Below are 24,984 nucleotides of genomic sequence, written 5' to 3'. Positions count from 1 at the left end.
GCTCGCCGCTGCCTTCATAACCCCAGCCGCTGCTTCAGCAGGGCCATGGCGCGGGCGCGGTGGCTCAGGCGGTTCTTCTGCTCGGGGGGCAGTTCGGCGCTGGAGCAGCCGCTTTCGGGTACCCAGAACAGCGGGTCGTAGCCGAAGCCGTGCTCGCCGCGGGCCTCGCGCAGGATGCTGCCTTCCCAGATGCCTTCGCAAAGGATCGGCAGCGGGTCGTCGGCGTGCCGCACCAGGGCCAGGACGCTGACGAACTGCGCGCCGCGCTCTTCGTCCGGCACCTCGCGCAGGGCGTCCAGCAGCTTGGCGTTGTTCGCCGCGTCACCCTTGCCGTCGGCGTAGCGCGCGGAGTAGATGCCCGGCGCGCCGCCGAGATGGTCCACCGCCAGGCCCGAGTCGTCGGCCAGCGCCGGCAGCCCGGAGATGCGCGCGGCGTTGCGCGCCTTGAGGATGGCGTTCTCGACGAAGGACAGGCCGGTTTCCTCCGGCTCCACGTCGCTGAACTCGCCGATGGAGCGCACCTTCACGTGGGCGCCCAGCATGGCCTGGAGCTCCTTGAGTTTGCCGGCGTTGTGACTGGCCAGCACCAGTTGGTCGAGCTTGATCATTCGTCTGGGTAGATTTCCTGCATGAACTCGAAGCTTTGCGGGGCTTCGGAGCCCTTTTGTACCTGGATGTCGAAGGTCAGGGTGTCACGGCCTTCGATGGGGAACTGGGCGATGTGGTAGACCGCGCCTTCCTCGACCACCCGCTTGAAGGTCAGCGGGGTCGACTGGCCCATGAGGTTCTTGGCGGTGCCGGAGACGGTGACCTGGGCCGGCTTGCCGCTGGCGTCCAGCGGCACGATGTTGACCACGCCCTGGGCCTTGCTGCGCACCACGCCGACGGCCGCGGCGACCTTGGGCTGGAGGAAGCTGGAGTTGTAGACGCTGTAGTGGACCTTGAGGTCCCCCAGCGTGGTGGCCTGCTCGGCGAAGGCCGGCAGGGCCAGGAACAGGCAGAACAGCAGGGAGGCTAGGCGGCGCATGGTTTCTTCTCCTGGGTTTCGGGGCCCCGGGCGGTTCAGACGGCGATGCGGTGGTCCGGCAGGCTTGGACCGCTGACCCGGTAGATGCCGATTTCACCCAACAGATTAGGCCAAACTCGGCAGGACCAGCGATGACGGTGGTCACGGTCCACCGCCAGGCGGTCGAGCACCCGCAGGCGCTTCTCGCGGCACAGCGCCTCGAAGTCCTTGAAGGTGCAGAAGTGGATGTTCGGCGTGTTGTACCAGGTGTAGGGGAGGAATTCCGACACCGGCATGCGGCCGTTGCGCGCCAGGTACCAGCGGCAGCGCCAGTGGCCGAAGTTGGGGAAGGTGATGATGCAGGTGCGGCCGACGCGGAGCATTTCCTCGAGGATCCTGTCCGGGTAGTGCACGGCCTGCAGGGCCTGGGTCATGACTACCACGTCGAAGCTGTTGCTGGCGAAGCTGCCGAGGCCCTTGTCCAGGTCCTGCTCGATGACGTTCACGCCGCGTTCGACGCATCTGGCGATGTTTTCGCTGTCGATCTCCAGGCCGTAGCCAGTCACCTGCTTGTGTTCGGCCAGCCAGGCGAGCAGTTCGCCGTCGCCGCAGCCCAGGTCGAGCACCCGGCTGCCGGCGGGGATCCAGTCTTGGATGATTTCCAGGTCGGCGCGCATGGGGCTTCCTTATACGCTGATGCGGTTCATGTAGGCGCTGAAGGCCTGCAGGTAGCGGGGGATCGGCATGAGGAAGGCGTCGTGGCCCTGGGGCGCGTCGATCTCCAGGTAGCAGACGTTCTTCTTCGCCGCGATCAGGGCGTCGACGATCTCCCGCGAGCGCGCCGGCGAGAAGCGCCAGTCGGTGGTGAAGGACATCACGCAGAAGTCCGCCTTCACCCCGGACAGGGTGCGCACCAGGTCGCCGTCGTGGGCGGAGGCCGGGTCGAAGTAGTCCAGCGCCTTGGTCATCAGCAGGTAGGTGTTGGCGTCGAAGCGGGTGGAGAACTCCTCGCCCTGGTAGCGCAGGTAGCTCTCGACCTGGAACTCGACGTTGTAGAGGTCGTAGTTGAGCTTCTCGGCCTTGCGGTCGCGGCCGAACTTCTCGCCCATGGCGTCATCGGACAGGTAGGTGATGTGCCCGACCATGCGCGCCAGGCGCAGGCCGTGGCGCGGTATCACGCCCTGTTCCTGGAAGTGCCCGCCGAGGAACTCCGGGTCGGAGAGGATGGCCTGGCGCGCCACTTCGTTGAAGGCGATGTTCTGCGCCGAGAGCTTGGGCGCGCTGGCGATGCACAGGCAGTGGCGCACCCGCTCGGGGTAGCTGATGGTCCACTGCAGCGCCTGCATGCCGCCGAGGCTGCCGCCGACGATCGCGGCCCATTGCGCGATGCCCAGGCGGTCGGCCAGGCGCGCCTGGCTGTTGACCCAGTCTTCCACGGTGACCACCGGGAAGTCGGAGCCGTAGACGCGGCCGGTGGCCGGGTCGAGGCTGGTGGGGCCGGTAGAGCCGTTGCAGCCGCCGAGGTTGTTCAGCGCGACCACGAAGAACTTGCGGGTGTCGATGGCCTTGCCCGGGCCGATGCAGCTGTCCCACCAGCCCGGCTTGCGCTCGTCGGGGCTGTGGTAGCCGGCGGCGTGGTGATGGCCGGAAAGCGCGTGGCAGATCAGCACGGCGTTGCTCGCCGTGGCGTTCAGCTCGCCGTAGGTCTCGATCACCAGCTGGTATTCGGGCAGCGTCCTGCCGCTGGCCAGGGCCAGGGGTTCGCTGAAGTGCAGCGTCTGGGGAGAGACCAGACCGACGGAATCTTCGGGGAAGACTGTTGGCATCGACCCAGCTCATGAATAAAAGGAGGGCGCCAGTCTAAAGAGCACCGCCATAGAGGGCAAGGTCGCTCAGCCAGGCAGGTTCTGGCGGATTTTCAACGCCCATTCCGGAGTATCTGATTCATCGCAGTAGCATTTGGAAAGTCGCCCGTCGCGGGTTCTGAACAGCAGGCGAGGTTTCTGTTGGTCCACTGAGTTGTCGAACACGTAGAGTCGGTCGACCCAGTTGGCCAGCGCATCACAGTTGACGATGGACTTGAAGTAGCGCGAGACGATCTTGCTGATGCGCACCTCGTGGCCGCCATCCATATAGCGGAAAGTGATGCGCGAGGCGTTGATGGCCGGGTGGGTAGTGCTGACGAAAAACACCCTGACGAAATAGCCGGCATCCTTGGCCCGAGCGATGAAGTCCAGTTTGTCATCGGTTGAAAGTACAGTCTCGAAAGCCAGGCTGGTCCCCTCGACCAGGGCTTTTTCTCGCAGTCGCTGGGCCTTGTTGGCCGCCTCGATGGCCGCCTCCTCGGAGTTCCAGCCACCGAACTCCCGCTCGGCGATTTCATCCGGATTGATGAAGACACAGCCTTCCAGCCACTGATGCTCGCGAAGCTGCTCGGTGATGGAGGTTTTGCCAGAGCCATTGGGGCCGGCAAAAACGATCAGCCTGGGCTTGTCCATGGCTCAGGCTTTGTTGGGCTGGGGGCGCTGGTCTCGGCGTTTGCGGCTTTCTTCGAAAGCGGCATTCAATGATGCCCTGAGTTGCTGGTCGACGCGGGAGATACGCTGCCGGGCGGCCTGGCGCACCTCGCTCAGCAGATCGGACAACTGCTCTTCGCTGGGTTCGTTGGGGTTGGAGATCAGATTGTAGTTCGACATGGGCAGTGCTCCCCATCGATAGGACTTTCGAGAATAGGGAGTCTGCCTGAAAAAACCAAGTTCAGGCGCGCTGCGAGCCGGGCAGGGCGACCACGCGGGCCTGGCGTTGCAGCGGCGAGGGGCGGCGCAGCAGGCGGAGGATGTCCGAGGCTTCGGCCAACTGTTTCTCCAGCTCTTCCTGGTAGCGCGCCATGAGCAGCGCGCGCTGGCGCACCTGCTGGGTTTCCTGGGCCAGGGCCTTCAGGCGCAGCATGTGGGTTTCCAGCAACTGCTTGTTCTCCAGGGTGTACTGCATCAGCGGCATCAGGGCGTCGGTGGCCCAGCGCTCGACTTCCTCGCGCACGCGCTGGTGCAGCAGGATCACCTCCTGGGCCAGGGTGGCGATGAAGCGCCGTGTCAGCAGGCGCTGTTCGGTGAGCAGGGTCTTGAGCTGCAGGCGGAAGCGGTCGGCCTGGTCGCGCAGCCGGGCCAGTTCGCGCTGGTAGCCGGCGACGTCGAAGCGCGGGGCGTCCAGGGCGTTCAGCGGGTTTTCCTGGTTGTGCCGCTGGTAGATGGCCTCGACCATGCGGTTGCCCAGCTCGGCCTCGTGCTGCAGGCTGTGCAGGTCGCCCTCCACGGCCTGGAAGAAGTTCAGGATGGCCTGGTTGATGCCCAGGGTGGTCCAGCTGCCGCGCAGTTTCTCGTGGACCTTGGCCAGGTGCCGCTCCAGGCGTTCGGCGCGCACGGTCTGGCCGAGCAGTTCGCCCTGGCGGCGCAGCAGGCGCTGGTTGGTCTTCAGGTTGAGCAGGCGGCGGTGATGCCGGCCGTGGTCCTCCTTGGTCCGCGCGGTCAGCTCGAACAGCAGCTGGCCGCTGTCCTGCTGCTGGCCCTCGAGCAGCGCCTGCTGCTCGCGCAGGCGCTCCAGGCGGGCGCGCAGGCTGTGCTGGCTGTTGTTCAGCAGGGCCAGCACCTGGCCGAGCACGGCGCCTTCCAGCAGGCGCTCCTTGTCCGCCACTATGCGTTCGCAGAGCAGGTTCTCCAGGCTTTCCAGCTGGCTGCGGGCGAGCAGTTCGCCGTCCTTGCGCACCTTGGCCAGCAGCGCCTGCTTGGCCGACAGCGGCAGCACCGCGTCGCGGGCGATGCCCAACTGCCGCGCGGTGGCGTCGCGCACGCGCTGGATGGCGTTCTGCACGAAGGCCTCGCCGGCCAGGTCGTCCCAGAGCACGTCGATCTTGTTCAGCACCGCGTACAGGGTGCACTGGCCGTCTTCCACCAGGTGCCGCACGTGCTCCTGCCAGACCGCCAGGTCCGAGGCGGTGACGCCGGTGTCGGCGGCCAGCAGGAAGACCACCGCCTGGGCGCTGGGCAGCATCGACAGGGTCAGTTCCGGCTCGCTGCCCAGGGCGTTCAGCCCGGGGGTGTCGAGGATGCGCAGGCCCTGGCGCAGCAGCGGGTGGTCGAAGTTGACCAGGGCGTGGCGCCAGGCCGGCACGCGCACGTGGCCGGGGCGTTCGGCGGCTTCGAGCATGTCCGGGAGGAAGCCGAGCTGGATCGCCTGCTCCACCGGCAGGCTCTTGGTCCGGGCGATCTGCGCAAAGGCCTGGGCCATGTTGGCCGGGTCGGAGGTGTCCAGGGGGATGTTCACCCAGTGCCGCGGCACCTGCTTGAAGCGGGCGATGCTGGCGTCGGCCACCCGCGTCTCGATGGGCAGCAGGCGGATGTAGGGGCGTTCGGAGCGCGGGTCGAAGAAGATCTCGGTGGGGCACATGGTGGTGCGCCCGGCCTGGGACGGCAGCATGCGCTGGCCGTACTCGGAGAAGAACAGGCTGTTGATCAGCTCGGTCTTGCCGCGGGAGAACTCGCCGACGAAGGCCAGGGTGATGTGGTCCAGGCGCAGCAGGCGCAGGGCGCGCTCCAGGCGCGCGTCTATGTCCGCGCTGTTCAGCCGGCTCTGCTCCAGCCAGCTGCGGTAGCGGATGATGTCCCGGACCAGTTCCCGCTTCCAGGTGACGTAGGCGTCGATCTGCTGACTGAGTCGCTCCATGCTCATCCAGGCGGTCCTGTGGCTTGCGCGTCCTGCGCGGGAGAAGAATGCCTGGATTATGAAGCGCGGCGAGGTGGCGTCAATTGGCCTTCATCACATTCCTACATGTAAGGTCGGTCAAGCCGACCCAGCGGTTATCCCCAGCTCCGCCGGCAGCCGCGTCGGCCGGGGGATACGCACGCGCTTCTGGCGGTTCAGCTCGCCGCTCTCGAGTATTACCGCGCTTTTCGGCACGCCGAAGGCCTTGCCGAGGAAGGCCAGCAGGTGGGCGTTGGCCTTGCCCTCCACCGGCGGGGCGGTGAGGCGGATCTTCAGGCGCTCGCCGTGCAGCCCGGCGAACTCGTCGCGGCTCGCCTTGGGCTGCAGGTGGCAATCGAGGATCAGGTCCTCGCCGTCCCAGCGGTAGAAGCTCATTACATGAACGGGCTCAGTATCTGCGGCATCCCGGTCATGGCGGCGAGGTTGCCGATCACCAGCATGTCGAGCAGCTTCAGCGCGATGAACGCGAAGATCGGCGAGATGTCCAGCCCGCCCAGGTTCGGCAGCAGCTTGCGGAAGGGCGCCAGCAGCGGCTCGCAGATCTGGTTCACCAGCTGGGCGCCGGGGTTGTAGCTGCCCGGGGCGACCCAGGAGAGGATCACGCTGATGATCAGGGCGAAGAAGAACACCTTGAGGAACAGCGAGGTCACCGCGATCACCGACCACACCAGCAGCTGCAGGACGTAGCCGCCGACGCCGTAGCCCATCAGCGTCAGGGTGACGATCATCAGCACCAGCTGGACCAGGATGGCCAGCACCAGGGACGCCAGGTCGACGCCGCCGAAGCCCGGGACCACCCGGCGCAGCGGGTTCAGCAGCGGCTTGGTGGCGCGCACGATGAACTGGCTGAGCGGGTTGTAGAAGTCTGCGCGCACCAGTTGCAGGATGAAGCGCAGCAGGACGATCAGCAGGTAGAGGCTGCCCAGTGTCTGGATGACGTAGATGGCAGCGGTGGAAAGTCCGGTCATTTAAGGCTCCTCATTGCCCCAGTTGTTCGGCCAGCTCGGCGGAACGGTGGTCGGCGGCGGCCAGGGCGCGCTCGACCAGTGCTTCGAATCCATTGCCCTGGAAGGCGGTGATGGCGGCTTCGGTGGTGCCCTTGGGCGAGGTCACGCGGCGGCGCAGCTCGGCCGGGCCGACGTCGCTGCCGGTGGCCATGCGCGCGGCGCCCAGGGCGGTCTGCAGGGTCAGGCGGGTGGCCACCTCGGGGCTCAGGCCGAGCTTCTGGCCGGCGGCGATCATGGCTTCCATCAGCAGGAAGAAGTAGGCCGGGCCGCTGCCGGAGACGGCGGTGACGGCGTCGATCTGCTTCTCGTCGTCCAGCCACAGGGCGACGCCCACCGCGCCCAGCAGCTGTTCGGCCTGCTGGCGCTGGGCCGCGCTGACCTGGGCGGTGGCGTACAGGCCGCTGGCGCCTTCGCCCAGCAGCGCCGGGGTATTGGGCATGCAGCGTACCAGCAGCTCGCTGCCCAGCCAGCGCGACAGGCTGGCGCAAGGGATGCCGGCGGCGATGGAGACGACCAGTTGGCCGGGTTCGAGCAGCGCGGCCAGCGGCTCGCAGACCTGCTTCATGACCTGCGGCTTGACCGCCAGGACCACCACGTCGGCGCCGGCAATGGCGCTGGCGTTGTCCTCGAACACTTCGATGCCATGCTCGGCGGCGATCTTCGCGCGCTGCTCGGCGCCCGGGTCGCTGGCGCGGATGTGGCTGGCGGGCATGCCCTGGGCGCGCAGGCCGCCGATCAGGCTGGCGGCCATGTTGCCGGCGCCGATGAAAGCGATGCGGGTGGTGCTCATGGGTTGCGTTCCTTGATCAAGAATGGGGACCGTAGTCGCGCGCGCCGAACAGCGCGGTGCCGATGCGCACGCAGGTGGCGCCTTCGGCGATGGCGGCTTCGAGGTCGTGGCTCATGCCCATGGACAGGGTGTCCAGGCCGAGGTTCAGGGCAGTCAGGAGTTCGCGCAGGCGGGCGAAGGCGGCGCGCTGGGCGGCGACGTCCTCGGTGGGTTCGGGGATGGCCATCAGCCCGCGCAGCTTCAGGTTCGGCAGGGCGGCCACGGCGGCGGCCAGGGCCGGCAGCTCCTCCGGGGCGCAGCCGGACTTGCTGGCCTCGCCGCTGACGTTCACCTGCAGGCAGACGTTGAGCGCCGGCAGCTGCGCCGGGCGCTGCGCGGACAGGCGCTCGGCGACCTTCAGGCGGTCCACCGAGTGCACCCAGTGGAAGTGCTCGGCGATGGGCCGCGTCTTGTTCGACTGGATGGGGCCGATGAAGTGCCAGGTGAGCGCCAGGTCGGCCAGTTCCGCCTGCTTGCCCAGGGCTTCCTGCAGGTAGTTCTCGCCGAAATCGACCAGGCCGGCGGCATGGGCCTCGCGGATGGCGGCGGCGGGTTTGGTCTTGCTCACCGCCAGCAGCGCAACGCCGCCGGAAGGCCGCCCGCAAGCTTGCTCCGCCTCACGGATACGCTCGCGAACCTTTGCAATATTCTCTGCTATCGTGGACATTACCTGCGCTCTGAGGCCCGGCTGCTGCAAGTTCAGCGGCATTCTACCTGCTTGCATTGGATTGGGGAGTCCCATGGATATTACCGAGTTGCTCGCCTTCAGCGCCAAGCAGGGCGCTTCGGACCTGCACCTCTCGGCCGGCCTGCCGCCGATGATCCGCGTCGACGGCGACGTGCGCCGCATCAACCTGCCGCCGCTGGAGCACAAGCAGGTGCACGCGCTGATCTACGACATCATGAACGACAAGCAGCGCAAGGATTTCGAGGAATTCCTGGAAACCGACTTCTCCTTCGAAGTGCCGGGCGTGGCGCGTTTCCGCGTCAACGCCTTCAACCAGAACCGCGGCGCCGGCGCGGTGTTCCGGACCATTCCCTCCAAGGTGCTGACCATGGAGGACCTGGGCATGGGCGAAGTGTTCAAGCGGGTTTCCGACGTGCCGCGCGGGCTGGTGCTGGTGACCGGGCCGACCGGCTCGGGCAAGTCCACCTCGCTGGCGGCGATGCTCGACTACCTGAACAACACCAAGTACAGCCACATCCTCACCGTCGAGGACCCGATCGAGTTCGTCCACGAATCGAAGAAGTGCCTGGTCAACCAGCGCGAGGTGCACCGCGACACCCTCGGCTTCAACGAGGCGCTGCGCTCGGCCCTGCGTGAGGACCCGGACATCATCCTGGTCGGCGAGATGCGCGACCTGGAGACCATCCGCCTGGCGCTGACCGCCGCGGAAACCGGCCACCTGGTGTTCGGCACCCTGCACACCACCTCCGCGGCCAAGACCATCGACCGTATCGTCGACGTGTTCCCCGCCGAGGAGAAGGCCATGGTCCGTTCCATGCTCTCCGAGTCGCTGCAGGCGGTGATCTCCCAGACCCTGCTGAAGAAGATCGGCGGCGGCCGGGTGGCGGCCCACGAGATCATGATCGGCACCCCGGCGATCCGCAACCTGATCCGCGAGGACAAGGTGGCGCAGATGTACTCGGCCATCCAGACCGGCGGCGCGCTGGGCATGCAGACCCTCGACATGTGCCTGAAGTCCCTGGTGGCCAAGGGCCTGGTGACCCGCGACGCCGCCAGGGAAAAGGCCAAGATCCCGGAAAACTTCTGACCTCCCGGGCCTTGCGCCCGGCCAGGCGGCGCGGCACACGCACGGGCGGCCTGGGCGACAGTCTAATCGCACAGTGCGTGAACGAATCAGGTTGGATCGATCATGGAATTCGAGAAACTGCTGCGGCTGATGGTGGAGAAGGGCGCCTCCGACCTCTTCGTCACCGCCGGCGTGCCCCCGTCGATGAAGGTCAACGGCAAGGTGCTGCCGGTGACCAAGACCCCGCTGTCCCCCGAGCAGACCCGCGAGACGGTGCTGGCGGTGATGAACGAGCAGCAGCGCCGCGACTTCGCCGAGCACCACGAGTGCAACTTCGCCATCAGCGCCCGCGGCATCGGCCGTTTCCGCGTCAGCGCCTTCTACCAGCGCAACCTGGTGGGCATGGTGCTGCGCCGCATCGAGACCAACATCCCGACCATCGAGGACCTCAAGCTGCCGGAGATCCTCAAGAAGCTGGCCATGACCAAGCGCGGCCTGGTGATCTTCGTCGGCGCCACCGGCACCGGCAAGTCCACCTCGCTGGCGGCGATGATCGGCTACCGCAACAAGAACTCCACCGGGCACATCATCTCCATCGAGGACCCGATCGAGTACATCCACCAGCACCAGGGCTGCATCGTCACCCAGCGCGAGGTGGGGCTGGACACCGACACCTTCGAGGTGGCGCTGAAGAACACCCTGCGCCAGGCGCCGGACGTGATCATGATCGGCGAGGTGCGCTCGCGCGAGACCATGGAGCACGCCGTGGCCTTCGCCGAGACCGGCCACCTGTGCCTGGCCACCCTGCACGCCAACAACGCCAACCAGGCGCTGGAGCGGATCATCCACTTCTTCCCGGCCGACCGGCACCAGCAGATCTGGATGGACCTGTCGCTGAACCTCAAGGCCATCGTCGCCCAGCAACTGGTGCCGACGCCGGACGGCAAGGGCCGCCGCGCGGTGATCGAGGTGCTGCTGAACACCCCGCTGGCCGCCGACCTGATCCGCAAGGGCGAGGTGCACGAGCTCAAGCCGCTGATGAAGCGTTCCACCGAGCAGGGCATGCAGACCTTCGACCAGGCCCTGTACCAGCTCTACTCCCAGGGCGAGATCACCTACGAGGACGCCCTGGCCTACGCCGACTCGGCCAACGACCTGCGCCTGATGATCAAGCTCGGCTCGGAAACCGACGCCGACCACCTGTCCAGCATGACCCAGGGCCTGACCCTGGAGCTGAGCGACGACGACCCCAACCGCCGCTTCCGCTGAGCCGGCGCCCCGAAAAGCCCGCCTGAAGGCGGGCTTTTGCCATCCATGGGTTTGTATTCCCCGCGACTTTTCTTACAGTGATGGCAAACCCGCCGCGATTGCGCCGGTCGAATCCAGGAATCCCCGCCAAGGAGCGCTCCATGCCCAACACCCCCGACACCCACAGCAAGCTCATCGGCTACCTGCTGTGGATCTTCGGCTTCACCGGTTCCCACCGCTTCTACTACGGCAAGCCGGTGAGCGGGACCATCTGGTTCTTCACCCTGGGGCTGTTCTTCATCGGCTGGATCATCGACCTGTTCCTGATCCCCTCGATGGACGACGAGGCCGACCTGCGCTACCGCAGCGGCGCCCTGGACTACAACGTCGCCTGGATACTGCTGACCTTCCTCGGCGTGTTCGGCGTGCACCGCATGTACATGGGCAAGTGGCTGACCGGCATCCTCTACCTGTGCACCGGCGGCCTGTTCTTCATCGGCGTGCTCTACGACTTCTGGACGCTCAACGCCCAGGTCTCCGAGCGCAACGGCCCGCAGCGGATCTGACCTTGCCCGCTCCTGCAAGAAGCCATGCTCGCCAGCACCGTAGGACCTTGTCCGCGATAGCCGGACGTATCGGCGCGGTTCGCGGATGAGATCCGCTCCTACACCGCCCAGCCACGCCGCTCCCCTGTAGGAGCGCGCCCTGCGCGCGATTGCGGGCCGGGCCCACGCCTGTGCGCCGGTCTTTTCGTCGTGGCCGCCTGGCGGTCGGGCAGGCGCCGGCCTATGGTCAGGAGGACCATAAAGGCGCGCCGCCGGGCGATCCCCGTGGCGCCGACAAGGAGTGGATGCCATGAGCAACGAACTTCGTCCTGCCGTACTCGACCTGATCGGCAATACCCCGCTGGTGCAGGTCACCCGCTTCGATACCGGCCCCTGCACCCTGTTCCTCAAGCTGGAATCGCAGAATCCCGGCGGCTCGATCAAGGACCGCATCGGCGTGGCCATGATCGAGACCGCCGAGCGCGACGGCCGCCTGAAGCCCGGCGGGACCATCGTCGAGGCCACCGCCGGCAACACCGGCCTGGGCCTGGCCCTGGTGGGCCGCGCCAAGGGCTACCGGGTGGTGCTGGTGGTGCCGGACAAGATGTCCAGCGAGAAGGTGCTGCACCTCAAGGCCATGGGCGCCGAGGTGCACATCACCCGCTCCGACGTCGGCAAGGGCCACCCGGAGTACTACCAGGACGTGGCCGCGCGCCTGGCGCGGGACATCCCCGGAGCCTTCTTCGCCGACCAGTTCAACAACCCGGCCAACCCCCTGGCCCACGAGACCAGCACCGCCCCGGAAATCTGGCAGCAGACCGGCCATGACCTCGACGCCATCGTCGTCGGCGTCGGCTCGGCCGGCACCCTCACCGGGCTGACGCGCTTCTTCCGCCAGGTGCAGCCGGACCTGGAGATGGTCCTGGCCGACCCGGTGGGTTCGGTGATGGCCGGCTACGTGCGCGACGGCACCCTGGGCGAGGTGGGTTCCTGGGCGGTGGAAGGCATCGGCGAGGACTTCATTCCCTCTATCGCCGACCTTTCCAGCGTGCGCCACGCCTATTCCATCAGCGACGAGGAAAGCTTCGCCCACGCCCGCGAGCTGCTGCGCGCCGAGGGCATCCCCGGCGGTTCCTCCACCGGCACCCTGCTGGCCGCCGCCTTGCGCTACTGCCGCGAGCAGACGCAGCCCAGGCGCGTGCTCAGCTTCGTCTGCGACACCGGCACGCGCTACCTGTCCAAGGTCTACAACGACCAGTGGATGACCGACCAGGGCCTGCTGCAGCGCAAGCGCTACGGCGACCTGCGCGACATCATCGCGCGGCGCTTCGAGGAGGGCCGGGTGATCAGCGTGGGGCCAGACGACACCCTGCTGACGGCCTTCCAGCGCATGCGCCTGGCCGACGTCTCGCAGCTGCCTGTGCTGGCCAACGGCAAGCTGGCCGGGGTCATCGACGAATCCGACATCCTGCTGGGCGTGCACGCCGACGCCAGCCATTTCCGCCAGCCGGTGGCCAGCGCCATGACCACCCGCCTGGAAACCCTGGCCCCGGACGCCAGCCTGGCCGAACTGCAGGCCGAGCTGGACCGCGGCCTGGTCGCCATCATCGCCGACGCCTCGGGCTTCCACGGCCTGATCACCCGTTTCGACCTGCTCAACCATCTTCGGAGAACGCTCCCATGAGCCAGGATTCCCAAGCGCCCCGCGGTTTCGCCACGCGGGTCATCCACGCCGGGCAGGCGCCCGACCCGTCCACCGGCGCGCTGATGCCGCCGATCTACGCCAACTCCACCTACCTGCAGGACAGCCCCGGGGTGCACAAGGGCCTGGACTACGGGCGCTCGCACAACCCCACGCGCTGGGCCCTGGAGCGTTGCGTGGCGGACCTGGAGGGCGGCAGCAGGGCGTTCGCCTTCGCCTCGGGGCTCGCGGCCATCTCGGCGACCCTGGAGCTGCTCGACGCCGGTTCGCACATCGTTTCCGGCAACGACATCTACGGCGGCACCTTCCGCCTGTTCGAGCGTGTGCGGCGGCGCAGCGCCGGGCATGAGTTCAGCTTCGTCGACCTCACCGACACCGGCGCCATCGAGGCCGCATTGCGCCCGGAAACCCGCATGGTCTGGATAGAGACGCCGAGCAACCCGCTGCTGCGCCTGGCCGACCTGGAGGCCATCGCCCGCCTGTGCCGCAGCCGCGGCATCCTCTGCGTGGCCGACAATACCTTCGCCAGCCCGCGCATCCAGCGCCCGCTGGAGCTGGGCTTCGACGTAGTGGTGCACTCGACGACCAAGTACCTGAACGGCCACTCCGACGTCATCGGCGGCATCGCCGTGGTCGGCGACAATCCCGAGCTGGCCGAGCGCCTGGGCTTCCTGCAGAACGCCGTGGGCGCCATCGCCGGCCCCTTCGACGCCTTCCTCACCCTGCGCGGGGTGAAGACCCTGGCCCTGCGCATGGAGCGGCACTGCGCCAACGCCCTGGAGCTGGCCCAGTGGCTGGAGCGCCAGCCGCAGGTGGCGCGGGTGCACTACCCAGGCCTGCCCTCGCACCCGCAGCACGCGTTGGCGAAGCGGCAGATGAACGGCTTCGGCGGGATGATCTCCATGGACCTGGCCACCGACCTGGCCGGCTCGAAACGCTTCCTGGAGAACGTGCGCATCTTCGCCCTGGCCGAGAGCCTGGGCGGGGTGGAAAGCCTGATCGAGCACCCGGCGATCATGACCCACGCCACCATCCCGCCGGCTACCCGGGCTGAACTGGGGATAGGTGATGCGCTGGTGCGGTTGTCGGTGGGGGTGGAGGATGTCGAGGACCTGCGTGCGGATTTGGCGCAGGCGTTGGCGACTATCTAACTAAGGGGGCTTTTCGTAGGAGCGAGCTTGCTCGCGAATGGTGCTTCCCGGCCATGCTGTGCATGAGGTGACCTCCGTTCCCTCTCCCCAGCCCTCTCCCTGAAGGGAGAGGGGGCTTGTCCGTGCCGAGAAAAGGTGTGGTTTCATCCTGACTTCCGTGGAGTAGCCGGCTAACGCCGAAGTATCAACGCACTCCGAACGGTCCCCTCTCCCTTCAGGGAGAGGGTTAGGGAGAGGGCGCTCTAAAGCTCAACGCCAAAAGTCCCCTGCAAGCCCCGTTCGCGAGCAAGCTCGCTCCTACAGAAAACGAAAAAACCCGCCAACTGGCGGGCTTCTTCATGCCTGACAAGCTCAGACCGCGTGAACGATATGCCCATCCACCAGGGTGCAGCGCACCGCGCCCGGCAGGCAGTGGCCGATGAACGGGCTGTTCTGGCCGCGGGAGTACCAGGTCTCGCCGGCCAGTGTCTGGCCCTCGGCCTCGAACAGCACCAGGTCGGCGGCCTCGCCCACGGCGATGCGGCCTGCCGGCAGGCGCAGCGCGGTGGCCGGGCCGCTGGTCAGGCGTGCCAGCAGGGTCGGCAGGTCGAGCAGGCCATCCTGCACCAGAGTCATGGCCAGCGGCAGCAGCAGCTCGACGCTGCTGATGCCCGGCTCGGTGTCGGCGAAGGGGGCGTTCTTGGCGTCCGCCTCGTGGGGCTGGTGGTGGCTGGCGATGGCCTGCACCACGCCGCTCTTCACCGCCTCGCGCAGGGCGTCGCGGTCCTTGCGCGAGCGCAGCGGCGGCTGCACGTGGTAGAGGCTGGAGAAGTCGGCCAGGGCCTCGTCGGTGAGGATCAGCTGGTACAGCGCCACGTCGGCGCTCACCGGCAGGCCGCGGGCCTGGGCCTGGGCAATCATCTCCACGCCGCGGGCGCTGGTCAGCTGGCTGAAGTGCGCGCGCACGCCGCTCTGTTCCACCAGCAGCAGGTTGCGGGCCAGGGCCACGGTCTCGGCGCTCTCGGGGATGCCGGCCAGGCCGCGGAAGCTGGCGGTGGGGCCGTCGTGGGCCAGGCCGCCCTGGGCCAGTTCGGCGTCCTGGGAGGTGAAGATCACCGTCAGGTCGAAGGTCGCCGCGTATTCCAGCGAGCGCAGCAGCACGCGGTTGCTGGCCAGGGGCGCCAGGCCGTTGCTGAAGGCCACGCAGCCGGCGTCGCGCAGGGCGGCCAGTTCGGACAGCTGCTCGCCGGCCAGGCCGCGGGTCAGCGCGCCGATGGGGAAGACCTTGGCATTGCCGGCCTCGCGGGCGCGGTCGAGGATCAGCTCGGCCACCGCCGGGGTGTCCAGCACCGGCCTGGTCTGCGGCGGGCAGCACAGGCTGGTGACGCCGCCGGCGCTGGCGGCGCGGGTTTCGCTTTCGATGTTGCCCTTGCGGCTGTAGCCCGGCTCGCGCAGGGCGACGTTCAGGTCCACCAGGCCGGGCGCGGCGATCAGGCCGGCGGCGTCCAGTTCCTGGGCAGCGTGGAAGTCGGCCGGGGCCTGGCCCAGGGCGATGATCCTGCCGGCCTCGACGTGGACGTCGCAGACCTGGTCCAGCCCGCTGGCCGGGTCGATGACGCGGGCGCCGTGAATGCTGACGGTCATTGCGCGTCCTCCTGTTCCAGCTGGCGTTGGGCGTTCTGCCCGCTCATGGCCATGGACAGCACGGCCATGCGGATGGCGATCCCGTAGGTCACCTGGTTGAGGATCACCGACTGCTCGCCGTCGGCCACCGCGGACTCGATCTCCACGCCGCGGTTGATCGGTCCCGGGTGCATGACGATTGCGCCCGGCCTGGCCAGCCTCAGGCGCTTCTCGGTCAGGCCGTAGAGCTTGAAGAACTCGCCTTCGCTGGGCAGCAGGCCGCCCTGCATGCGCTCGCGCTGCAGGCGCAGCATGATGACCACGTCGACGTCCCTGAGGCCTTCGTTGGCGTCGGTGAACACCTTCACCCCGTAGACTTCCTCCAGGCCGATGGGCAGCAGGGTGCGCGGGGCGATGACGCGGATGTCCGGGCAACCGAGGGTCTTCAGCGCCAGCATGTTCGAACGCGCCACCCGCGAGTGCAGGACGTCGCCGACGATGGCCACCGAGAGGTTCTCGAAGCCGCCCTTGTGGCGGCGGATGGTGAGCATGTCGAGCATGCCCTGGGTCGGGTGGCCGTGGCGGCCGTCGCCGCCGTTGATCACCGCCACCCGGGGGCTGACGTGCTCGGCGATGAAGTGCGCCGCGCCGGAGTCGCTGTGGCGCACGACGAACATGTCGGCGGCCATGGCCTCGAGGTTGCGCAGGGTGTCGGTGAGTGTCTCGCCCTTGCTGGTCGAGGAGGTCGACACGTTCAGCGTGATGACGTCGGCGGACAGGCGCTGGGCGGCCAGTTCGAAGGTGGTGCGGGTGCGCGTGGAGTTCTCGAAGAACACGTTGCACACGGTCTTGCCGCGCAGCAGCGGGACCTTCTTCACCGCGCGCGCGCCGACTTCCAGGAAGGAGTCGGCGGTGTCGAGGATTTCGGTCAGCAGCTCGCGGGGCAGGCCGTCGAGCGAGAGGAAGTGGCGCAGCTGGCCCTGGTCGTTGAGCTGCAGCGGGCGCTTGGCGTCTGTCGGCATGGGGCAGGCCCTGAATGGTGGAAAGGGTGGCGCGCGCGTTCAGAGCGCGCTGATGAGGGTGCGCTCGAGGACGAGTGGTGCGGGACCGCGCAATTTTACCCTTTCATTGGGGGCCAGCGACAGGGTCTGGCCGACCACGTCGGGGCGGATCGGCAGTTCGCGGGCGTTCAGGTCCAGCAGGCAGACCAGGGTCACGCTGGCCGGGCGGCCGTAGTCGAACAGCTCGTTGAGCGCGGCGCGGATGGTGCGGCCGCTCATCAGCACGTCGTCGACCAGGACCAGGTGCTGGCCGTCGATCTCGAACGGCAGTTCCGACGGACGGACCTGCGGGTGCAGGCCGCTGCGGGTGAAGTCGTCGCGGTAGAAGGACACGTCGAGGATGCCGAGGATCTCCTCGCTGTGCAGCTCCTTGAGCAGGGCCTGGGCGACCCAGATGCCGCCGGTGTGGATGCCGACGAAGCGCGGCGCGTCTATGCCGCGCTCGGCGAGGTGGTTGCGCAGGTCGGTGGCCATGCGCGGCAGGAGTTCGGCGGGGCTGGGCAGGTTCATGACATCTCCTGGATGACTCGTGGCGGTCCAGGCTGGGCCGCCGTGGATTCCTCGGGCGCCCGTGCGGCGGGTACCCGCTCAAGATTAGCGCGTGTGCCGCGGCCGGCACTGCCGCAGGTCAAGCGCCGCCGTGCGCCTCCAGCCAGCCCTCGAGCAGCAGGGCCGCGGCCAGGGCGTCCACCGGGCGTTCGCGGTAGCCGTCGCGCTGGCCCTGGGCCAGGCGCTCGCCCTTGGCGGCGTAGGTGGTCAGGCGCTCGTCGTGGGTGTGTACCGGCAGGTTGTAGCGGCCGTGCAGGCGGCGGGCGAACTTCTCGGCGCGCTCGCTCATCTTGCTGGGCGTGCCGTCCATGTTCAGCGGCAGGCCGACGACGATGGCGTCGGGCTGCCATTCCTTTATCAGCGCCTCGACGCGGTTCCAGTCCGGCACGCCGTTCTGCGCCTTGAGCACGCAGAGTTCGCGGGCCTGGCCGGTGACCGCCTGGCCGACGGCGACGCCGATCTGCCTGGTGCCGTAGTCGAAGCCCAGCAGCAGGCGCGGCGCGGCCATCAGGCGTGCCCGGCCTGGGCGGTGAGCAGGCTGAGGTTGATCCCCAGGCGCTGCGCGGCGGCGGCCAGGCGCTGCTCGGCGGGCACGTCGAAGAGCACTTCCAGGTCCGCCGGGCAGGTCAGCCAGGCGTTGTCGGCCAGCTCGGCCTCCAGCTGGCCGGCTTCCCAGCCGGCGTAGCCGAGGGCGATGACGCTCTGCGCGGGGCCGCTGCCGTCGGCGATGGAGAAGAGCACGTCCTGGGAGGTGGACAGGTTCAGCTCGCCCAGCTCCAGGGTGGCCTGGAACAGTTGCCCCGCCGGGTGCAGGACGAAGCCGCGGTCGGTCTGCACCGGGCCGCCGCTGTAGACGGTGATGCCCTGGCAGCGCGCCGGCGGCAGGGGCTCGGGGCGCAGCTGCTCGAGCACGTCGCTGAGGTTCAGGCCGCTGGGGCGGTTGATCACCAGGCCCATGGCGCCCTGCTCGTTGTGCTCGACCAGGTAGGTGAGGGTCTGGGCAAAGTTGGGATCGGCCATGTGCGGCATGGCGATCAGGAAGTGGTGCTTGAGGTAGGTGGGCGCTGTGTTCATGGCGCTAGTTTCAGGCTTGGGCGCGCGGCCTGCAAGCCGCCCGCGGAGCCTAGCGGCTGGACAGCCGGTCGCCGCGCTCGAAGCGCCAGGTGCGGATGATCTCCAGGCGGTCGATGTCCGCCAGGTCGCCGGTGAAGGGGGCGAAGGGCGCGGCCAGGCGCACGATGCGCTGGGCGGCCTGGTCCAGCAGCGGCTGGCCGGAGGACTCCAGCACCTGCACCTCGTACAGCGAGCCGTCGCGGTTGATCGACACCAGCATCCGCAGGCTGCCGTAGATGCGCTGGCGGCGGGCCTCGTCGGGGTAGTTGAGGTTGCCGATGCGCTCGATCTTCTTGCGCCACTCCTCCTTGTACCAGGCGCCCTTGTCGCGCATGGTCGAGGCGGCGGTCAGGCGGTGGATGCGCGGGCGCTTGGCGTAGGCCTGGCGTTCCTTGGCCAGGTCCGCCTCGAGGCTGGAGATTTCCGCCGACAGCTGGCTGGAATCGAACTGCGGCGCCGGCTGGGCGACCTGCTCGGCCTTGGGCTTCTGCGGCTTGGCCTGGACCTTCTGCGGCTTCGGCGCCCTGGTGGCCACGGCGGTCTTGGGCGACTCCGCCTCCCTGGCCTGCTTCGGCGTCGGCGGCGGGGCGACCTTCTTCGCCTCGCTGTCCTGGAACGGCGCCTGCTCGGTGGTCTTGGGGACGGCCTTGTGCTCGAGGGTGCCGCTGCCTTCCTGGTTCATCTGCGCCAGGTAGTCGGCCTTCTCCGGCTTCTTCTCGCTCTTGAAGGTGGCCAGGGTGATTTCCAGCGTCTTGCTCAACTGGCTCGGGTGCGGCATCGAGAAGCCCACGCCGAGGATCAGCGCCACGTGCAGCACCGCCGCCACGAACAGGGTGAAGCCCAGGCGGTCCGCCGGGCGGACGCCGGAGGACGGGAAGGCTTGGGGGGAGGTTGCAGCGTTCATTGCATATCGAGCCGGCCGGGGTGGGCGAAGTCTGCTTTCCCCGGCCGCCGCCTGCAAGCGGCAAGCGTCAAGTTGTCGGTTGCGTCAAACTTGCGCCGCTGCCCCGCGGGCCTTGAGCTTGCCGGCGATGGCGTCCATCAGGCGCTCGCCGATGCGGGTGTCGTAGGCCTTGTCGATCTCGCGGATGCAGGTCGGGCTGGTGACGTTGATCTCGGTGAGGTAGTCGCCGATCACGTCCAGGCCGACGAACAGCAGGCCGCGCTCGCGCAGCTGCGGGCCGACCTGCCCGGCGATCCAGCGGTCGCGCTCGGACAGCGGCTGGGCCACGCCGCGGCCGCCGGCGGCGAGGTTGCCGCGCGTCTCGCCCTGCGCCGGGATGCGCGCCAGGCAGTATTCCACCGGCTCGCCGTCGATCATCAGGATGCGCTTGTCGCCGTCCTTGATCTCCGGGATGTAGCGCTGCGCCATGATCTGCTGCTGGCCGTGCAGCGTCAGGGTCTCGAGGATCACCGAGAGGTTCGGGTCGCCCTCGCGGTGGCGGAAGATCATGGTGCCGCCCATGCCTTCGAGGGGTTTGAGAATGATGTCACGATGTTCGGCGGCGAACTCGCGCAGAATGTCGGCGCGCCGTGTGACCAGGGTCGGCGGCGTGCACTGCGGGAACAGCGTGGCGAAGAACTTCTCGTTGCAGTCGCGCAGGCTCTGCGGCCGGTTCACCACCAGGGTGCCGGCGCGCTCGGCCTGTTCCAGCAGGTAGGTGGAATAGATGTACTCGTTGTTGAAGGGCGGGTCCTTGCGCATCAGGATCACGTCCAGCTCGGCGAGCGGCAGGTCGGTCTCCTGGCCCAGCTCGTACCAGCGTTCGGCATCGTTGAAGACCTTCAGGGAGCGGACCTTCGCCCACGCGGCGTTCGCTTTCTGGTAAAGATCCCGTTGTTCCATGTAGAAGAGCGACCAGCCGCGGGCCTGGGCCGCCAGCAGCATCGCCAGGGAGCTGTCCTTCTTGAAGTTGATGCTGGCGATGGGGTCCATCACGATGCCCAGGCGTACGCTCATGGGGAAGTCCTCCGAAAGGGGCAGGTGCGGCGACAAACCGCGCCGAAAAGGGCGGAAAAGAGTGCTCAGGGTGGCGCCGGATATGTGCCCGGTCAAGGAAAAAGCCAGCGCATCCGGGGTGTTATGGATGGATGCGGGAGAGTGTGCTAAAAGACTCCGACGATTGGGTCGCAGCCCGAACGGTGGCAGGGCGTCAGCGCACTGAATATAAGACAGTAACGATTCACCGAGATGGTAAAAGGGCGAACATGGAACAGCATTCCGATGGTTTGAAGGTCATGGTCATCGACGATTCCAAGACGATCCGTCGTACCGCCGAAACCTTGCTCAAGAAAGTCGGCTGCGATGTCATCACGGCCATCGATGGCTTCGACGCGCTGGCGAAGATCGCCGACACCCATCCGAACATCATCTTCGTCGACATCATGATGCCGCGCCTGGACGGCTATCAGACCTGCGCCCTGATCAAGAACAACAGCGCCTTCAAATCCACCCCGGTGATCATGCTGTCCTCCAAGGACGGCCTGTTCGACAAGGCCAAGGGTCGTATCGTCGGCTCCGACCAGTACCTCACCAAGCCTTTCAGCAAGGAAGAGCTGCTCGGCGCCATCAAGACCCACGTGCCAGACTTCACCCCGGTGGAGCAAGCTTCCTGATGTCCGGCCCTGCGTGCCGGTGATGCCTTTTCCTGGGGGACCCCAATGGCTCGAATCCTCATTGTTGATGACTCTCCGACCGAGATGTACAAGCTGACCGCGATGCTGGAGAAGCATTCGCACCAGGTGCTCAAGGCCGAGAACGGCGCCGACGGCGTCGCCCTGGCGCGCCAGGAGAAGCCGGACGTGGTCCTGATGGACATCGTCATGCCCGGGCTGAACGGCTTCCAGGCCACCCGCCAGCTGTCCAAGGACCCGGAGACCAGCGCCATCCCGGTCATCATCGTCACCACCAAGGACCAGGAGACCGACAAGGTCTGGGGCAAGCGCCAGGGCGCGCGCGACTACCTGACCAAGCCGGTCGACGAGGAAACGCTGCTCAAGACCATCAACGCGGTACTCGCCGGCTGACGCCGGGCGGGGCCCGAATAACTATTAGAAAAGGCCAGGGCCGGCATGTCTGAAGTCCAGAGTCCCTACCAGCTTCTCGTCGAGATCGACCAGCGCTGCCGTCGCCTGGCTGCCGGCCTGCCGGCGCAGCGCGAGGTCGTGCAGAGCTGGAACGGCATCGGCTTCCGCATGGCCGGGCGCCTGTTCGTGGCGCCCATGGGGGAGGTCGGCGAAGTGCTCCACGAGCCGCGCTACACCCTGTTGCCCGGCGTGCGCGAGTGGGTCCGGGGCGTGGCCAACGTCCGCGGTCGGCTGCTGCCGATCATGGACCTGTGCGGTTTTCTCGGCGCGGAGCTGTCGCCGTTGCGCAAGCAGCGCCGCGTGCTGGTGGTGGAACACGGGGAGGTGTTCGCCGGGCTCATCGTCGATGAGGTCCTGGGCATGCAGCACTTCCCGGTGGATGCCTTCAGCGAGCAGTTGCCGCCCCTGGAGGCGGCGCTGCAACCCTTTGTTCATGGCGTATTCCATCGAGAGCAGCCCTGGCTGGTATTCAGCCCGCATGCCCTGGCGCAGCACCCGGGCTTCCTCGACGTCGCCAGCTAGTTGAAACCGGTTGGGCCGGGGACTTCCGGCCCGTGTCGTGACATGGAAACCGAAATCGTGGTGGGTCCAGGCGGGGGCCGTATATGAAGAAAATCAAGACAGGCAATCTCTTTTCGGGGGCGCGCAGCAGTTCACTGATCGCGGGGCTGTTCATCGTCCTGATCGTCTCGATCGTGCTGCTGTTCGCCAACTTCGCCTACCTCAACACCCAGTCGAACCACGACAAGCAGTACATCGGCCACGCCGGCGAACTGCGCGTGCTGTCGCAGCGGATCGCCAAGAACGCCACGGAAGCGGCGGCGGGCAAGAGCGAGGCGTTCAAGTCGCTGAAGGACGCCCGCAACGACTTCGAGAAGCGCTGGAACGTGCTGCTCAAGGGTGACGAGACCACCGGCCTGCCGTCGAGCCCGGCCGACGTCCAGGCGCAGATGGCCGACGTGCAGAAGGACTGGGACCTGCTGCGCAAGAACACCGACTCCATCCTCGCCAGCGAGCAGACCGTGCTCTCGCTGCACCAGGTGGCCGCGACCCTCGCCGAGACCATCCCGCAGCTGCAGGTGACCTACGAGGAAGTGGTGGACATCCTCCTGGAAAGCGGCGCGCCGGCCGACCAGGTCGCCGTGGCCCAGCGCCAGTCGCTGCTCGCCGAACGTATCCTCGGCTCGGTGAACAAGGTGCTCGCCGGCGACGAGAACTCGGTGCAGGCCGCCGACAGCTTCGGCCGCGACGCCAGCCTGTTCGGCCGGGTGCTCAAGGGCATGAAGGAAGGCAACGCGGCGATGAGCATCTCCAAGGTGACCAACGCCGAGGCAGTGGACCGCCTCAACGAGATTTCCGAGCTGTTCGAGTTCGTCTCGGGCTCGGTGGACGAGATCCTCGAGACCTCGCCGGAACTGTTCCAGGTCCGCGAGTCCGCCAACACCATCTTCAGCAGCTCGCAGACCCTGCTGGACAAGGCCTCCAAGCTGGCCGACGGCTTCGAGAACCTGGCCGGCAGCCGTCACCTCAACCAGGTGGCGAGCGTCGCCCTGGCCATCCTCGCCCTCGGCTCGATCATCCTCATCGGCCTGGTGATGGTGCGCGAGACCAACCGCCGGCTGGCCGAGACCGCCGAGAAGAACGAACGCAACCAGGCGGCGATCCTGCGGCTGCTCGACGAGATCGCCGACCTCGCCGACGGTGACCTGACCGTGGCCGCGACCGTGACCGAGGACTTCACCGGTGCCATCGCGGACTCCATCAACTACTCCATCGACCAGCTCCGCGAGCTGGTGGAAACCATCAACCTGACCGCCGTGCAGGTGGCCGCCGCCGCCCAGGAAACCCAGGCCACGGCGATGCACCTGGCCGAGGCCTCCGAGCACCAGGCCCAGGAAATCGCCGGCGCCTCCGCGGCGATCAACGAAATGGCCGTGTCCATCGACCAGGTATCGGCGAACGCCAGCGAGTCCTCCGCGGTGGCGGAGCGTTCGGTGGCCATCGCCAACAAGGGCAACGAGGTGGTGCACAACACCATCACCGGCATGGACAACATCCGCGAGCAGATCCAGGACACTTCCAAGCGGATCAAGCGCCTGGGCGAATCGTCCCAGGAGATCGGCGACATCGTCAGCCTGATCAACGACATCGCCGACCAGACCAACATCCTCGCCCTGAACGCCGCGATCCAGGCGTCCATGGCCGGTGACGCGGGCCGCGGCTTCGCCGTGGTGGCGGACGAGGTACAGCGCCTGGCGGAACGTTCCTCCGCCGCGACCAAGCAGATCGAGGCGCTGGTGAAGACCATCCAGACCGACACCAACGAAGCGGTGATCTCCATGGAGCAGACCACCTCCGAAGTGGTCCGCGGTGCCCGCCTGGCGCAGGACGCCGGTGTGGCCCTGGAAGAGATCGAGAAGGTATCCAAGACCCTGGCGGCGCTGATCCAGAACATCTCCAACGCCGCCCGTCAGCAGGCGTCGTCCGCCGGCCACATTTCCAACACCATGAACGTGATCCAGGAGATCACCTCGCAGACCTCCGCCGGTACCACCGCCACTGCGCGCAGCATCGGCAACCTGGCGAAGATGGCGAGCGAGATGCGCAACTCGGTATCCGGCTTCAAGCTGCCGGACCTGGCAGAACGGGCCTGAGCGGAGGTGCGCGGGGCTGAAGGGCACCGCGCACGACAGTCTTGAGCGAGAGGCGCGACATGCAGGCAACTGGCGTCTGGTCGTTGCAGCCGTTGGCCGACATGTCGGCGGCGGAGTTCCGCGACTGGCAGGCTCTGCTGGAAGAACGCACCGGCGTGGTGGTCAACGAACAGCGCCGGACCTTCCTGCAGACCAGCCTGGGCGCGCGCATGCGCGAATTGGGCATCGGCGACTACGCCAGCTACTACCGCCAGGTCACCGATGGCCCGCGGGGCGCGGTGGAGTGGTCGAACCTGCTGGACCGCCTGACCGTCCAGGAAACCCGCTTCTTCCGCCACCTTGCGTCCTTCGAGCTGCTCGCCGGCTACGTCCGCGAGCGCCTGCCGGCGCTGGGGCGGCCGCTGGCGCTGTGGAGCGTGGGCTGTTCCAGCGGCGAGGAACCCTACTCGCTGGCCATGGTGGTCGCCGAGGCGCTGCGCGAACTGGAGCTGCCGGCGCTGTACGGGGTGAGCGGCACCGACATCAGCCTCAGCGCCCTGGGCAAGGCCCGCGAGGGGCTGTACCCGGCGCGCAAGCTGGCGGATGTCGAGGACGAACTGAAGCAACGCTATTTCCGGGAAGAGGCCGACGGCCGCTACCGGGTACGACCCGAGCTGGCCGAGCGGGTGTGCTGTACGCGATTGAACGTGCTGGACCTGGGGCAGGCGCCCATGTCCGGCCTGGACGTGATCTTCTGTCAGAACCTGTTGATCTACTTCCGCCGCTGGCGGCGCCGGGACATCCTCAACCGCCTGGCCGAGCGCCTGGCGCCGGGTGGGCTGCTGGTGATAGGCGTTGGCGAGGTGGCCGAATGGCAGCACCCGGACCTGGTGCCGGTGGCCGACGAGCGGGTTCTGGCCTTTACCCGGAAGGGATGAC

The 24,984-nt window shown here is 67.5% G+C and carries 28 protein-coding genes; 10 read left to right on the top strand and 18 right to left on the bottom strand.

All coding sequences use genetic code 11. The features are described 5' to 3' along the window. Positions 1 to 14: 14 nt before the first annotated feature. The 11 genes from rdgB to CHC02_RS07965 form a co-directional block, all read right to left on the bottom strand. Entirely contained in the window at positions 15 to 608 is a 594-nt protein-coding gene (gene rdgB / locus CHC02_RS08015; protein WP_089390959.1) for an RdgB/HAM1 family non-canonical purine NTP pyrophosphatase, read from the bottom strand. Continuing rightward, on the bottom strand, positions 605 to 1,027 hold the full coding sequence (locus CHC02_RS08010) for a DUF4426 domain-containing protein (protein WP_089390958.1): 423 nt from the start codon (positions 1,025 to 1,027) through the stop codon (positions 605 to 607). Before CHC02_RS08010 ends, rdgB begins: the two co-directional genes overlap by 4 nt. A 35-nt stretch (positions 1,028 to 1,062) precedes the next feature. Next, positions 1,063 to 1,683 carry a methionine biosynthesis protein MetW gene (gene metW / locus CHC02_RS08005; protein ID WP_089390957.1) on the bottom strand — a complete coding sequence of 207 codons (621 nt, stop codon included), beginning with the start codon at positions 1,681 to 1,683 and terminating at the stop codon, positions 1,063 to 1,065. Positions 1,684 to 1,692: 9 nt separating this feature from the next. Next, a complete protein-coding gene (gene metX / locus CHC02_RS08000; RefSeq protein WP_089390956.1) occupies positions 1,693 to 2,832 on the bottom strand; it encodes a homoserine O-succinyltransferase MetX in 1,140 nt (379 codons plus the stop codon). 66 nt (positions 2,833 to 2,898) lie between these two features. Continuing rightward, the gene (locus CHC02_RS07995) at positions 2,899 to 3,504 is read right to left on the bottom strand and encodes an ATPase (RefSeq protein WP_089390955.1); all 606 of its coding nucleotides are present in this window, start codon (positions 3,502 to 3,504) and stop codon (positions 2,899 to 2,901) included. Between the two features lie 3 nt (positions 3,505 to 3,507). Next, complete coding sequence (locus CHC02_RS07990) at positions 3,508 to 3,702, bottom strand: hypothetical protein (protein ID WP_089390954.1); 195 nt, start codon at positions 3,700 to 3,702, stop codon at positions 3,508 to 3,510. Between the two features lie 61 nt (positions 3,703 to 3,763). Then, complete coding sequence (locus CHC02_RS07985; RefSeq protein WP_089390953.1) at positions 3,764 to 5,731, bottom strand: dynamin-like GTPase family protein; 1,968 nt, start codon at positions 5,729 to 5,731, stop codon at positions 3,764 to 3,766. A 111-nt stretch (positions 5,732 to 5,842) separates the two neighbouring features. After that, positions 5,843 to 6,139 (bottom strand): DUF167 domain-containing protein, encoded by a 297-nt coding sequence (locus tag CHC02_RS07980; RefSeq protein ID WP_089390952.1) that lies wholly within the window; start codon positions 6,137 to 6,139, stop codon positions 5,843 to 5,845. Then, a complete protein-coding gene (locus tag CHC02_RS07975) occupies positions 6,139 to 6,732 on the bottom strand; it encodes a YggT family protein (RefSeq protein ID WP_089390951.1) in 594 nt (197 codons plus the stop codon). Before CHC02_RS07975 ends, CHC02_RS07980 begins: the two co-directional genes overlap by 1 nt. Positions 6,733 to 6,742: 10 nt before the next feature. Continuing rightward, complete coding sequence (gene proC, locus CHC02_RS07970; RefSeq protein WP_089390950.1) at positions 6,743 to 7,561, bottom strand: pyrroline-5-carboxylate reductase; 819 nt, start codon at positions 7,559 to 7,561, stop codon at positions 6,743 to 6,745. A 16-nt stretch (positions 7,562 to 7,577) separates the two neighbouring features. Further along, entirely contained in the window at positions 7,578 to 8,267 is a 690-nt protein-coding gene (locus CHC02_RS07965) for a YggS family pyridoxal phosphate-dependent enzyme (RefSeq protein WP_089391090.1), read from the bottom strand. A gap of 73 nt (positions 8,268 to 8,340) precedes the next feature. Here CHC02_RS07965 and pilT point away from each other — a divergent pair, with 73 nt between their 5' ends. The 5 genes from pilT to CHC02_RS07940 all read left to right on the top strand — a co-directional run bounded on the left by pilT (position 8,341) and on the right by CHC02_RS07940 (position 14,000). Then, positions 8,341 to 9,375, top strand: a complete 1,035-nt coding sequence (gene pilT, locus CHC02_RS07960) for a type IV pilus twitching motility protein PilT (RefSeq protein ID WP_089390949.1) — start codon at positions 8,341 to 8,343, stop codon at positions 9,373 to 9,375. Positions 9,376 to 9,477: 102 nt separating this feature from the next. Further along, on the top strand, positions 9,478 to 10,623 hold the full coding sequence (pilU, locus tag CHC02_RS07955) for a type IV pilus ATPase PilU (RefSeq protein WP_074977840.1): 1,146 nt from the start codon (positions 9,478 to 9,480) through the stop codon (positions 10,621 to 10,623). 140 nt (positions 10,624 to 10,763) lie between these two features. After that, entirely contained in the window at positions 10,764 to 11,168 is a 405-nt protein-coding gene (locus CHC02_RS07950; RefSeq protein WP_089390948.1) for an NINE protein, read from the top strand. A 289-nt stretch (positions 11,169 to 11,457) separates the two neighbouring features. Continuing rightward, a complete protein-coding gene (locus tag CHC02_RS07945) occupies positions 11,458 to 12,831 on the top strand; it encodes a pyridoxal-phosphate dependent enzyme (protein WP_089390947.1) in 1,374 nt (457 codons plus the stop codon). Then, positions 12,828 to 14,000, top strand: coding sequence for a cystathionine gamma-synthase (locus CHC02_RS07940; RefSeq protein ID WP_089390946.1), 1,173 nt, complete (start codon positions 12,828 to 12,830; stop codon positions 13,998 to 14,000). The genes CHC02_RS07945 and CHC02_RS07940 overlap by 4 nt, the downstream gene beginning before the upstream one ends. 351 nt (positions 14,001 to 14,351) lie before the next feature. Here CHC02_RS07940 and CHC02_RS07935 read toward each other — a convergent pair whose 3' ends face one another. The 7 genes from CHC02_RS07935 to gshB form a co-directional block, all read right to left on the bottom strand. Beyond that, complete coding sequence (locus CHC02_RS07935) at positions 14,352 to 15,623, bottom strand: dihydroorotase (protein WP_089390945.1); 1,272 nt, start codon at positions 15,621 to 15,623, stop codon at positions 14,352 to 14,354. After that, positions 15,620 to 16,624: an aspartate carbamoyltransferase catalytic subunit gene (locus tag CHC02_RS07930; protein WP_089390944.1), complete on the bottom strand. Its 1,005-nt coding sequence runs from the start codon at positions 16,622 to 16,624 to the stop codon at positions 15,620 to 15,622. The genes CHC02_RS07935 and CHC02_RS07930 overlap by 4 nt, the downstream gene beginning before the upstream one ends. A gap of 39 nt (positions 16,625 to 16,663) precedes the next feature. Then, on the bottom strand, positions 16,664 to 17,173 hold the full coding sequence (gene pyrR / locus CHC02_RS07925) for a bifunctional pyr operon transcriptional regulator/uracil phosphoribosyltransferase PyrR (RefSeq protein WP_089390943.1): 510 nt from the start codon (positions 17,171 to 17,173) through the stop codon (positions 16,664 to 16,666). Between the two features lie 118 nt (positions 17,174 to 17,291). After that, positions 17,292 to 17,720, bottom strand: coding sequence for a Holliday junction resolvase RuvX (gene ruvX, locus CHC02_RS07920; RefSeq protein ID WP_089390942.1), 429 nt, complete (start codon positions 17,718 to 17,720; stop codon positions 17,292 to 17,294). Next, entirely contained in the window at positions 17,720 to 18,286 is a 567-nt protein-coding gene (locus CHC02_RS07915; protein ID WP_009615246.1) for a YqgE/AlgH family protein, read from the bottom strand. The genes ruvX and CHC02_RS07915 overlap by 1 nt, the downstream gene beginning before the upstream one ends. Positions 18,287 to 18,335: 49 nt before the next feature. After that, entirely contained in the window at positions 18,336 to 19,229 is an 894-nt protein-coding gene (locus tag CHC02_RS07910) for an energy transducer TonB (protein ID WP_089390941.1), read from the bottom strand. Positions 19,230 to 19,313: 84 nt separating this feature from the next. Next, on the bottom strand, positions 19,314 to 20,285 hold the full coding sequence (gene gshB / locus CHC02_RS07905) for a glutathione synthase (RefSeq protein ID WP_089390940.1): 972 nt from the start codon (positions 20,283 to 20,285) through the stop codon (positions 19,314 to 19,316). A 248-nt stretch (positions 20,286 to 20,533) separates the two neighbouring features. Between gshB and pilG the strand changes: the two genes are divergently transcribed. The 5 genes from pilG (at position 20,534) to CHC02_RS07880 (ending at position 24,983) form a co-directional block, all read left to right on the top strand. Beyond that, entirely contained in the window at positions 20,534 to 20,941 is a 408-nt protein-coding gene (pilG, locus tag CHC02_RS07900) for a twitching motility response regulator PilG (protein WP_009615249.1), read from the top strand. Positions 20,942 to 20,986: 45 nt separating this feature from the next. Next, positions 20,987 to 21,352 (top strand): twitching motility response regulator PilH, encoded by a 366-nt coding sequence (pilH, locus tag CHC02_RS07895; RefSeq protein WP_009615257.1) that lies wholly within the window; start codon positions 20,987 to 20,989, stop codon positions 21,350 to 21,352. 45 nt (positions 21,353 to 21,397) lie between these two features. Further along, positions 21,398 to 21,934: a chemotaxis protein CheW gene (locus CHC02_RS07890; protein WP_089390939.1), complete on the top strand. Its 537-nt coding sequence runs from the start codon at positions 21,398 to 21,400 to the stop codon at positions 21,932 to 21,934. Between the two features lie 83 nt (positions 21,935 to 22,017). Then, positions 22,018 to 24,066, top strand: a complete 2,049-nt coding sequence (locus CHC02_RS07885; RefSeq protein WP_089390938.1) for a methyl-accepting chemotaxis protein — start codon at positions 22,018 to 22,020, stop codon at positions 24,064 to 24,066. Between the two features lie 59 nt (positions 24,067 to 24,125). After that, entirely contained in the window at positions 24,126 to 24,983 is an 858-nt protein-coding gene (locus tag CHC02_RS07880) for a protein-glutamate O-methyltransferase (protein WP_089390937.1), read from the top strand. The last annotated feature ends 1 nt before the right edge of the window (position 24,984 follow it).

Source organism: Pseudomonas delhiensis (assembly GCF_900187975.1).
Lineage (GTDB): Bacteria > Pseudomonadota > Gammaproteobacteria > Pseudomonadales > Pseudomonadaceae > Pseudomonas > Pseudomonas delhiensis.
This window is presented reverse-complemented; position numbering and strand designations above follow the sequence as displayed.

Coding starts and splice junctions, on each gene's coding strand:
- rdgB (WP_089390959.1), bottom strand. CDS start 608: ATGATCAAGCTCGACCAACTGGTGCTGGCCAGTCACAACGCCGGCAAA.
- CHC02_RS08010 (WP_089390958.1), bottom strand. CDS start 1,027: ATGCGCCGCCTAGCCTCCCTGCTGTTCTGCCTGTTCCTGGCCCTGCCG.
- metW (WP_089390957.1), bottom strand. CDS start 1,683: ATGCGCGCCGACCTGGAAATCATCCAAGACTGGATCCCCGCCGGCAGC.
- metX (WP_089390956.1), bottom strand. CDS start 2,832: ATGCCAACAGTCTTCCCCGAAGATTCCGTCGGTCTGGTCTCTCCCCAG.
- CHC02_RS07995 (WP_089390955.1), bottom strand. CDS start 3,504: ATGGACAAGCCCAGGCTGATCGTTTTTGCCGGCCCCAATGGCTCTGGC.
- CHC02_RS07990 (WP_089390954.1), bottom strand. CDS start 3,702: ATGTCGAACTACAATCTGATCTCCAACCCCAACGAACCCAGCGAAGAG.
- CHC02_RS07985 (WP_089390953.1), bottom strand. CDS start 5,731: ATGAGCATGGAGCGACTCAGTCAGCAGATCGACGCCTACGTCACCTGG.
- CHC02_RS07980 (WP_089390952.1), bottom strand. CDS start 6,139: ATGAGCTTCTACCGCTGGGACGGCGAGGACCTGATCCTCGATTGCCAC.
- CHC02_RS07975 (WP_089390951.1), bottom strand. CDS start 6,732: ATGACCGGACTTTCCACCGCTGCCATCTACGTCATCCAGACACTGGGC.
- proC (WP_089390950.1), bottom strand. CDS start 7,561: ATGAGCACCACCCGCATCGCTTTCATCGGCGCCGGCAACATGGCCGCC.
- CHC02_RS07965 (WP_089391090.1), bottom strand. CDS start 8,267: ATGTCCACGATAGCAGAGAATATTGCAAAGGTTCGCGAGCGTATCCGT.
- pilT (WP_089390949.1), top strand. CDS start 8,341: ATGGATATTACCGAGTTGCTCGCCTTCAGCGCCAAGCAGGGCGCTTCG.
- pilU (WP_074977840.1), top strand. CDS start 9,478: ATGGAATTCGAGAAACTGCTGCGGCTGATGGTGGAGAAGGGCGCCTCC.
- CHC02_RS07950 (WP_089390948.1), top strand. CDS start 10,764: ATGCCCAACACCCCCGACACCCACAGCAAGCTCATCGGCTACCTGCTG.
- CHC02_RS07945 (WP_089390947.1), top strand. CDS start 11,458: ATGAGCAACGAACTTCGTCCTGCCGTACTCGACCTGATCGGCAATACC.
- CHC02_RS07940 (WP_089390946.1), top strand. CDS start 12,828: ATGAGCCAGGATTCCCAAGCGCCCCGCGGTTTCGCCACGCGGGTCATC.
- CHC02_RS07935 (WP_089390945.1), bottom strand. CDS start 15,623: ATGACCGTCAGCATTCACGGCGCCCGCGTCATCGACCCGGCCAGCGGG.
- CHC02_RS07930 (WP_089390944.1), bottom strand. CDS start 16,624: ATGCCGACAGACGCCAAGCGCCCGCTGCAGCTCAACGACCAGGGCCAG.
- pyrR (WP_089390943.1), bottom strand. CDS start 17,173: ATGAACCTGCCCAGCCCCGCCGAACTCCTGCCGCGCATGGCCACCGAC.
- ruvX (WP_089390942.1), bottom strand. CDS start 17,720: ATGGCCGCGCCGCGCCTGCTGCTGGGCTTCGACTACGGCACCAGGCAG.
- CHC02_RS07915 (WP_009615246.1), bottom strand. CDS start 18,286: ATGAACACAGCGCCCACCTACCTCAAGCACCACTTCCTGATCGCCATG.
- CHC02_RS07910 (WP_089390941.1), bottom strand. CDS start 19,229: ATGAACGCTGCAACCTCCCCCCAAGCCTTCCCGTCCTCCGGCGTCCGC.
- gshB (WP_089390940.1), bottom strand. CDS start 20,285: ATGAGCGTACGCCTGGGCATCGTGATGGACCCCATCGCCAGCATCAAC.
- pilG (WP_009615249.1), top strand. CDS start 20,534: ATGGAACAGCATTCCGATGGTTTGAAGGTCATGGTCATCGACGATTCC.
- pilH (WP_009615257.1), top strand. CDS start 20,987: ATGGCTCGAATCCTCATTGTTGATGACTCTCCGACCGAGATGTACAAG.
- CHC02_RS07890 (WP_089390939.1), top strand. CDS start 21,398: ATGTCTGAAGTCCAGAGTCCCTACCAGCTTCTCGTCGAGATCGACCAG.
- CHC02_RS07885 (WP_089390938.1), top strand. CDS start 22,018: ATGAAGAAAATCAAGACAGGCAATCTCTTTTCGGGGGCGCGCAGCAGT.
- CHC02_RS07880 (WP_089390937.1), top strand. CDS start 24,126: ATGCAGGCAACTGGCGTCTGGTCGTTGCAGCCGTTGGCCGACATGTCG.